Raw genomic sequence first — 8,116 nt, forward strand, 5'->3', positions numbered from 1 at the left:
GCTCAGGCCCGCGTGATTGGCGACGAGGTCGCCGATGCACTGCTCGCCGAGCGGAAACGGATAGTCCGAGCCGAGCAGCACGCGGTCCTCGCCCATGGTCTCCACGAGCAGGCTCAGCGCGCGCGGATCGAACACGGCACTGTCGACATGGAAGCGGTCGACATAGGAGAGCGGCGGCTGCGGGCAATTCTCGCGCACGATATCGCGCTGCTCCCACGCGTTCTGCACGCGCCCGAGCAGGAACGCAAAGCTGCCGCCACCGTGGGCGAAGCACAGCTTCAGCGTCTTCGGCAGCCGCTCGAACGCGCCCGAAAGAATCAGCGAGACCATGCTCAGTTGCGTCTCGGCCGGCATCGCCACGAGCCAGGGCAGCATCCACTTCTTCATGCGCCCGTCGGTCATCATGTCCCACGGATGGACCAGCACGGGAATCTCCTCGTGCGCGCAATGCGTGAGGAACGCGATCAGGTGCTCGTCGTCGAGGTCGCGCGGCCCCAGGTGATTGCCGATCTGCACGCCGCGATGACCGGCGCGGCACGCGCGCGTGGCCTCGCGGCAAGCGAGATCGAGGTCCTGCAGCGGCACCTGGGCCAGCGCGAACAGGCGCTCCGGTGCATAGGCACAGAGTTCGAGCGCGCGGTCGTTCATGCGCTCGGCCCACGCGGCAGCCGCGGCGCCCGCGTAGCGATAGCCGAACATCACGGGCGTCGCACACATCAGTTGCACGTCCACGCCGCGTTCGTCCATCTCCTCGATGCGCGCGGCGGGGTCCCAGAGCGCGCGATAGACGGGGCGGAATTCGCGCTCGCCGGCCATGATCATGCCGCGCTCGCCGGCCGCGTCGATCTTCAGCCACGGCGCGTGCTCGGGGTCGAGGCGCGCGGCTTCTTCCTTCGCGATGGGCGGGAAGAAGTGGGAATGCATGTCGATTCGGATTGTCATCTTGTCTTTACCCTGCTGTCTTTGCCCTGCTTTACGCGGCTTTCCCCGGATGAATGCGGCCGCAATGGCGGCACCGGCGCTTCTCCTCCGACTCGTAGAACGCATTGAAGAGCGGCGGCAAGTCGGAGACGATGCTTTTGAGCTGGACCTCGACGCGATATACGAGGTGCCCGCAGCCGTCGCAATACCACTCGAAGCCGTCCACGGCCCCTTCGGGGCGCTGCCGCTCGATCACGAGGCAGGCGCTGCCCGCCTCGGGGCGTTGCGGCGAATGACGCACATGCGCGGGAAGCAGGAACACGTCGCCCTCTTTCAGGTCCACGCGCTCCTTGCGGCCGTCGATCCACAAGTCGAGCCAGGCATTGCCCTGCATCTGATAGAAAAATTCCTCGAACGGATCGTCGTGGTAATCGGTCCGGTGATTCGGCCCACCCACCACCGTCACGATCAGGTCGCTGTCCTGCCACACCTGCTGGTTGCCCACGGGCGGCTTGAGCAGATGCGCATGCTCGTCGATCCAGCGAGAAAAATTGAACGGCTTGCCGTATGCCAGCATGGTCGTCTCCCTTAATGTTTCGTTATCCTTGACGTAACGGCGCGTACGCGATCGCCTTCATCTCGATCAGCAAATGCGGATGCGGAAGCTGATGCACGGCCACGGTCGTCCGCGTGGGGCCGGTCTCGTCGAAGTATTCGCCGTACACCTCGTTATAGCCGCCGAAGTCGTTCATGTTCACGAGGAACGCGGAAATCTCGACGAGATTCGAGAGGTCCGCTCCTTCGCTGCGCAGGATGTCGCGGATATTCTCGATCACTGCGCGCGTCTGCGCGCGGATGTCGAGGCTCACGGTGCCGAGCGCGTCGGCTGAGGCGCCCACGAAGGTGTTGTCGGGGCGCCGCGAGCTCGTGCCCGAGACGAACAGGAAATCGCCGGCGCGCGTGACGTGCGGAAAGCGTCCGCGCGGTTTGGCCTTGCCCGGCACGAGGCGGCCCTGATGAATGGGTTCGTTCATGATTTTCGCGAGGTGGTGAATTCGGTGCTGCCGAGGCCCGCAATCGTGCAATGCACGTGGGTTCCCGCAACCAGCGGATGCGCCGCCGTGGCCGCGCCCGCCATGATCAGCGAGCCCGCGCGCAGGACCATGCCGCTCTCGCTCACGAGCCGCGAGGCCTGCACGACCGAGCGCAGCGGATTGCCGAGAATCGCCGCCGTCGAGCCGGTCTGCACGATCCGGCCGTCGACGCGCATGATCACGCCCGCATTGCGCAGATGCGCGAAATCGCGGCTCCACGGGCCCACGACGAGTCCCGCCGAGGAACAGTTATCGGCAATCACGTCTTCGAGCGTGAAGCGGAAGTCGCGATAGCGCGAGTCGATGATCTCCATCGCAGGCGCCACGGCTTCGAGGTAGCGCGAGGCTTCCAGCGCCGTGAGCGGGCAGTCGATGTCGCGGCTCGTCAGGTAGCAGACCTCGGGCTCCACGCGCGGATGGATGAAGCGCTCCAGCGCCACGCGCGCGCCGTCCTCTTCGAGCATGGTGTCGGTGAGCCAGCCCCAGATCAGGCTGTCCACGCCCATCTGGATCATCTTCGCGCGGCTCGTGAAGCCGAGCTTCACGCCGATCATGGTTTCGCCGCGGTGCACGCGGCGCTCCATGGAGGCGCGCTGGATCTCATAGGCCTCTTCGAGCGAGAACGCCCTGGTGGCGCTCAGCTGCGCGAGCGGTTCGGCATGGCAGGCCGCGGAATCGAGGCGTTCCGCGAGGGCGTCGAAGTCGATCATGCGGCCTCCCGGGCTTTCAGCATGTCGAGCGCGACGTCGACGATCATGTCCTCCTGGCCGCCGACCATGCGCCGCCGCCCGAGCTCCACCATGATCTCGAAGGCGCTGAGCCCGTAGCGTGCCGCGGCGGCCTCCGTGTGGCGCAAGAAACTCGAATACACGCCCGCATAGCCCAGCGCGAGCGTTTCGCGGTCCACGCGCACGGGCCGCTCCTGCAAGGGGCGCACGATGTCCTCGGCCGCGTCGATCAGCGCCTTCACATCGCAGCCATGATTGAGTCCCATGCGATCGACCGCCGCCACGAACACTTCCAGCGGCGCGTTGCCGGCGCCCGCGCCCATGCCGGTCAGCGAGGCGTCGATGCGGTCGCAGCCGTGTTCGAGCGCGACGATCGAATTCGCCACGCCGAGCGAGAGATTGTGATGCGCATGCATGCCCGTCTGCGTGGCCGGATCGAGCACGGCCTTGAGCGCGTCGAAGCGCGCGGCGACGTCGCGCATGTTCAGTGCGCCGCCCGAATCCACCACGTAGACGCACTGGGCGCCATAACGCTCCATCAGCTTCGCCTGGCCCGCGAGCGCTTCGGGTGTCGTCATATGCGACATCATCAGGAATCCTGTGGTGTCCATGCCGAGCTCGCGCGCATACTCGATATGCTGCTTCGAGATGTCCGCTTCCGTGCAGTGCGTAGCGATACGCACGATGCGCGCGCCGGCATCGTAAGCTGCACGCAGGTCATGCACGGTGCCGATGCCGGGCAGCAGCAGGGTCGCCACGCGTGCGCGCCGGACCGTGGCGGCAACGGCTTCGATCCATTCGAGATCGGTATGCGCGCCGAAGCCGTAGTTGAAACTCGATCCGGACAGGCCGTCGCCGTGCGCGACTTCGATGCTGTCCACGCCCGCTTCGTCGAGTGCGCGCGCGATGGCCACGGCCTGATCGAGCGTGTACTGATGGCGGATCGCGTGCATGCCGTCGCGCAGCGTCACGTCGGAGATAGTGATCTTCTTGCTCGTGTCTATCATTCGAAGCTCTCCCGTCACGCGCTCACGCGGCCAGCCGCGATGCGCTCGGCGGCCGCGAGCGCGGCCGAGGTCATGATGTCGAGATTGCCGGCATAGGCCGGCAGATAATGCGCCGCGCCCTCGACTTCGAGGAATACGCTCACCTTCACGCCGGAGCGCCGGTCGCGCGCGTGGAGCGCAAGCGGATGCTCGCGCGTGTAGCGCTCGAACTGCACCGCCTGCTTGAGCCGGTAGCCCGGCACGTAGGCGGCCACCTCGGCCACGGCGGCCTCGATCGAGCGCTCGATCGCGCCCGTGTCCGCGTCCTCGCCCGCGAGACAATAGACGGTGTCGCGCATGATCAGCGGTGGCTCGGCGGGATTGAGCACGATGATCGCCTTGCCGCGCGCCGCGCCGCCCACGGTCTCGATGGCCTTCGAGGTGGTCTCGGTGAACTCGTCGATGTTGGCGCGCGTGCCGGGCCCAGCGGAGCGGCTCGCAATCGACGCGACGATCTCCGCGTAGTGCACCGGCGCCACGCGCGACACCGCGTGCACGATCGGGATCGTGGCCTGGCCGCCGCAGGTGACCATGTTGATGTTGGGCGCGTCGAGATGCGCGTCGAGGTTCACGACGGGCACGACGAACGGCCCGATGGCCGCCGGCGTGAGATCGATCACCTGCACGCCGTGCTCGCGCAGCACGGCCGCATGGCGGCGATGCGCGCCCGCCGAGGTCGCGTCGAAAGCGATGGCGATGTCGCCGAAGTTCGGCATCGCGAGCAGGCCGTCGAGGCCCTGCGCCGTGCAGGGCACGCCAAGGCGCGCGGCGCGCGCGAGCCCGTCCGACTCGGGGTCGATGCCGACGAACGCGCCCATTTCGAGGTGCTTCGCGTGGCGCATGACCTTGAACATGAGGTCGGTGCCAATGTTGCCCGAGCCGATGATGGCGACGCTCGCCTTGCCTCGTGCGTGTGTGTGCGTCTGTGTCTGTGAGTCGCGTTGGTTCATGAGCGTTGCTCCGGTTGAGGCGCGAACGCGGCGCTCACCGCGCCCAGTCCGTCGATATGCGCGGTGAAGACGTCGCCGGCCGTCACGGCGGCCATCGGCCCCAGCGCGCCGGTCAGCACGATGTCACCGGCTTGAAGCGGCGTGCCCACGCGCACCATCGTGTTGGCGAGCCACAGCGCCGCGAACAGCGGATTGCCGAGACAAGCCGCGCCCACGCCCACACTGACCGGGTCGCCGCGCCGCTCCATCACCATGCCGCAGCCCGTCACGTCGAACGCATCGAGCTTCACTGGCCGGTTGCCGAGCACGAAGAGCCCGCTCGACGCGTTGTCGGCCACGGTATCGACGAGACGGATGTCCCAGTTCGCGATGCGGCTGCCGACGATCTCGATCGCCGGCAGTGCATACGCACAGGCGCCGATCACATCGGCGATCGTGTGGCGCTCGTGCGGCAAGTCGCGTGCGAGAACCAGCGCGATCTCGGCTTCCACCTTGGGCTGCTGGGTGCGGGCCAGCGCGATCTCCTCGCCGTCGGCCACGGCCATGTCGTCGAACAGCGTGCCGAAGTCGGGCTGGTCCACGCCAAGCTGCTGCTGCACGGCTTTCGAGGTCAGGCCGATCTTGCGCCCCACCACGCGCCGCCCCTGCGCGATCTTGCGTTCCGTGTTCACGCGCTGCACCGCATAGGCCAGCGCCAGCGCATCGCCGCCCAGCGCGGCCACGGCGTCCCTCACCGGCGCGCAGGGCTCGCCGCTGCGCTGCGCCTCCCATAGCGTGGCGGCCATCTGCGCCACGGCATCCCGTTCTGCTGCGCTCATGCAATCCTCACGCATACGTTGGTCAATTCCGAATAGAAGTCGAGCGAGTGACGGCCGCCCTCGCGTCCGAGGCCCGAGAGCTTCGTGCCGCCGAACGGCGTGCGCAGGTCGCGCACGAACCACGCGTTCACCCAGACGATGCCGGTCTCGATCTGCCGCGCCACGCGATGCCCGCGCTCGAGCCGGGTGGTCCAGATGCTCGCGGCGAGGCCGTACGCGCTGTCGTTCACGCGGCCGATCACTTCGTCTTCGCTGTCGAACGGCGCGATGTGGCAGACGGGCCCGAACACTTCCTCGGTCACGCAGCGGGCCGTATCGGGCAAGCCCGTCCAGATGGTCGGCGAGACGAATGCGCCTTGATCGCGCGCGTCGCCGAAGGTGGGGACCTTGCCGCCCGTCACCACCGTCGCGCCCTCCTCGACGGCGAGCCGGAAGTACGAGAGCACTTTCTCGCGGTGGCCCTGCGAGATCAGCGGGCCCATCGTCGTGCCTTCTTCGTACGGACTGCCAACCTTGATCGCCTCGGCTTTATCTTTGAGCGCCGCCACGAAGCGCTCGAAGATCGGCCGCTCCACATAGACGCGCTCGCTGCACAGACACACTTGCCCCGCATTCGTGAAGCTCGACTTGAGCACGCCCTCCACGGCCGCGTCGAAGTCCGCGTCGGCGAACACCACGGCCGCGTTCTTGCCGCCAAGCTCGAACGAGATGTCTTTCACGCCATCCGCGACGGCCTTCATGATCGCGCTGCCGGTGCGCGACTCGCCCGTGAACGTGATCGCGTCGATACCTTGATGGCGCGTCAGGAATTCCCCGGCGGCGTTCGGGCCATGCCCGTGAATCAGGTTGAACACGCCGCGCGGCAGCCCGATCTCGTGCATGACTTCGGCGAGCAGCGTGGCCGTGGCCGGCGTCTCCTCGGAGGGCTTCGCCACCACGCAGTTGCCCATCGCGAGCGCGGGCGCGACCTTCCACGTGAACAGCAGCATCGGCAGATTCCACGGCGAAATGATGCCGACGACGCCGAGCGGCTTGCGCGTCACATAGTTGATCAGCTCGCTGCCGTCGGCCGCGTGGGTTTCGAAGAACTCGCTGTGCGCGGTGCGCACGAGGTCCGCGAAGGTGCGGAAATTGGCAATGCCGCGCGCGATGTCGAGCGTGCGCGCCTGCACGAGCGGGCGGCCCGTGTCCGCGACTTCCGCGGCCACGAAGTCTTCGAAACGCGCCTGGATGCCGTCGGCGATCCGGTGCAGCCAGTCGGCGCGCTGCGCCGGCGTGGTCGTGCCCCAGCCCGCGCGCTGCGCCGCGCGCGCGGCCAGGACCGCGCGGTCGACGGCAGCCGCATCGGCCTCGCAGACCCGCGCGATCAGCGAGCCGTCCACGGGGCTCAGGTCGTCGAACGCCGCTGCGCCGGCCACGAACTCGCCATCGATGTAATGGCGCAAGAGCCGCGGCTCGCGGCGGGCCGCGCTCGTTCCTGTTGTTTCGAAGGTCACGACGTCTCCTGCTTGATGGTTGGGTTGGAGCGAGTCTAGGGAAGTCCCGGCAACCGGGCCAATCAAACATTCGGCGCTGAATATGCAAATCCGGAATACCAGCGCGCCGGCGCGTACACGGCAGCGCGCGGCACGGCAGCGCTAATCACTCGCCGCCGTGCGCCGCGTGCGCCAGCGCAGCGGCCTCGCGCAGGCAGCCCACGAACGCCTGGCACGCGGCGCTCTGCGCCTTGTTGGAGCGCAGCGAGAAACCGACCGTGCCGAACGCGGCCGTCTCGGGCAGCTCGATCACGCGCAGCAGCCCGGCGCCTTCGAACTGGCGCGCCGCCACGCGCGGCATCAGCGCGATACGCGGGGTCTCGAACAGCAGCCCGACGTTGGTGAGAATCGAGAGCGATTCCACGACGTCCTTCGGGATGGCAAGGCCCGCGCGGCGGAACAGGTTCTCGGCGGAGAGGCGCGCGGGCGAGTCGGGCGTCGGCAGGATCCACGGCGAGTCGATGAGCTCGCGCAGATGCGCGACCCTCGCGGGCGCGGCGCCATAGCCCTGGCCCACCACCACGCAAAGCGATTCGTCGAATAGCGCCTCGTGCGTAAGCGGAAACGCGCTCGCGATGGGCAGCTCGCGCTCCGGCAGACGGCCGACCACGACATCGAGGTCGCCGGTCGCGAGCGCCGGAAAGAGGTGCGCGGTGGTGCCTTCGCGCACCGTCACGAGTACGTCGGGCGTGCGCGCCTTGAGCAAGGCGATGGCGGCAGGCAACAGCCGCGCCGAAGCCGAAATGAGCGTGCCGACCACCACGTGCCCGCTCGTGCCGAGGCGAAAGTCGTTGAGCTCGTCCGTCATGTAGCGCAGCTCGGCCATCAGCGACTTGACGCGGCGGCCGAGCATTACGCCCAGCTCCGTGGGCTGCACGCCGCGATTCGAACGCTCGAACAACGCGCCCTCGAAGCAGGCTTCGAGCTCGTGAATCACTTTGGTCACGGCCGGCTGCGTGAGGCGCATTTCATTCGCGGCCCGCACGACCGAGCGCGTTTCCAGCACGCGTTCGAACACCATCAG

Annotated in this window: 9 protein-coding genes; all 9 read right to left on the minus strand. The window is 67.7% G+C overall.

Annotated elements, in window-relative coordinates:
• Positions 1 to 942: amidohydrolase family protein (locus tag U5775_RS38285; protein WP_322063331.1), on the minus strand; the 942-nt coding region annotated here is incomplete at its 3' end.
• Positions 943 to 973: 31 nt separating this feature from the next.
• On the minus strand, positions 974 to 1,498 hold the full coding sequence (locus tag U5775_RS38290; RefSeq protein WP_322063332.1) for a 3-hydroxyanthranilate 3,4-dioxygenase: 525 nt from the start codon (positions 1,496 to 1,498) through the stop codon (positions 974 to 976).
• 22 nt (positions 1,499 to 1,520) lie between these two features.
• Positions 1,521 to 1,955 (minus strand): RidA family protein, encoded by a 435-nt coding sequence (locus U5775_RS38295; protein WP_322063333.1) that lies wholly within the window; start codon positions 1,953 to 1,955, stop codon positions 1,521 to 1,523.
• Positions 1,952 to 2,725 carry a 2-keto-4-pentenoate hydratase gene (locus U5775_RS38300; RefSeq protein ID WP_322063334.1) on the minus strand — a complete coding sequence of 258 codons (774 nt, stop codon included), beginning with the start codon at positions 2,723 to 2,725 and terminating at the stop codon, positions 1,952 to 1,954. The genes U5775_RS38295 and U5775_RS38300 overlap by 4 nt, the downstream gene beginning before the upstream one ends.
• A complete protein-coding gene (gene dmpG, locus U5775_RS38305) occupies positions 2,722 to 3,750 on the minus strand; it encodes a 4-hydroxy-2-oxovalerate aldolase (RefSeq protein WP_322063335.1) in 1,029 nt (342 codons plus the stop codon). Before dmpG ends, U5775_RS38300 begins: the two co-directional genes overlap by 4 nt.
• 14 nt (positions 3,751 to 3,764) lie before the next feature.
• Positions 3,765 to 4,739, minus strand: coding sequence for an acetaldehyde dehydrogenase (acetylating) (locus U5775_RS38310; protein WP_322063336.1), 975 nt, complete (start codon positions 4,737 to 4,739; stop codon positions 3,765 to 3,767).
• Positions 4,736 to 5,557: a 2-keto-4-pentenoate hydratase gene (locus U5775_RS38315; RefSeq protein ID WP_322063337.1), complete on the minus strand. Its 822-nt coding sequence runs from the start codon at positions 5,555 to 5,557 to the stop codon at positions 4,736 to 4,738. Before U5775_RS38315 ends, U5775_RS38310 begins: the two co-directional genes overlap by 4 nt.
• Entirely contained in the window at positions 5,554 to 7,053 is a 1,500-nt protein-coding gene (locus U5775_RS38320) for a 2-hydroxymuconic semialdehyde dehydrogenase (RefSeq protein WP_322063338.1), read from the minus strand. The genes U5775_RS38315 and U5775_RS38320 overlap by 4 nt, the downstream gene beginning before the upstream one ends.
• A gap of 145 nt (positions 7,054 to 7,198) precedes the next feature.
• The coding region (locus tag U5775_RS38325; protein WP_322063339.1) for a LysR family transcriptional regulator at positions 7,199 to 8,116 on the minus strand (918 nt) is incomplete at its 5' end.

Source organism: Paraburkholderia sp. J63 (assembly GCF_905220245.1).
Classification (GTDB): Bacteria; Pseudomonadota; Gammaproteobacteria; order Burkholderiales; family Burkholderiaceae; genus Paraburkholderia.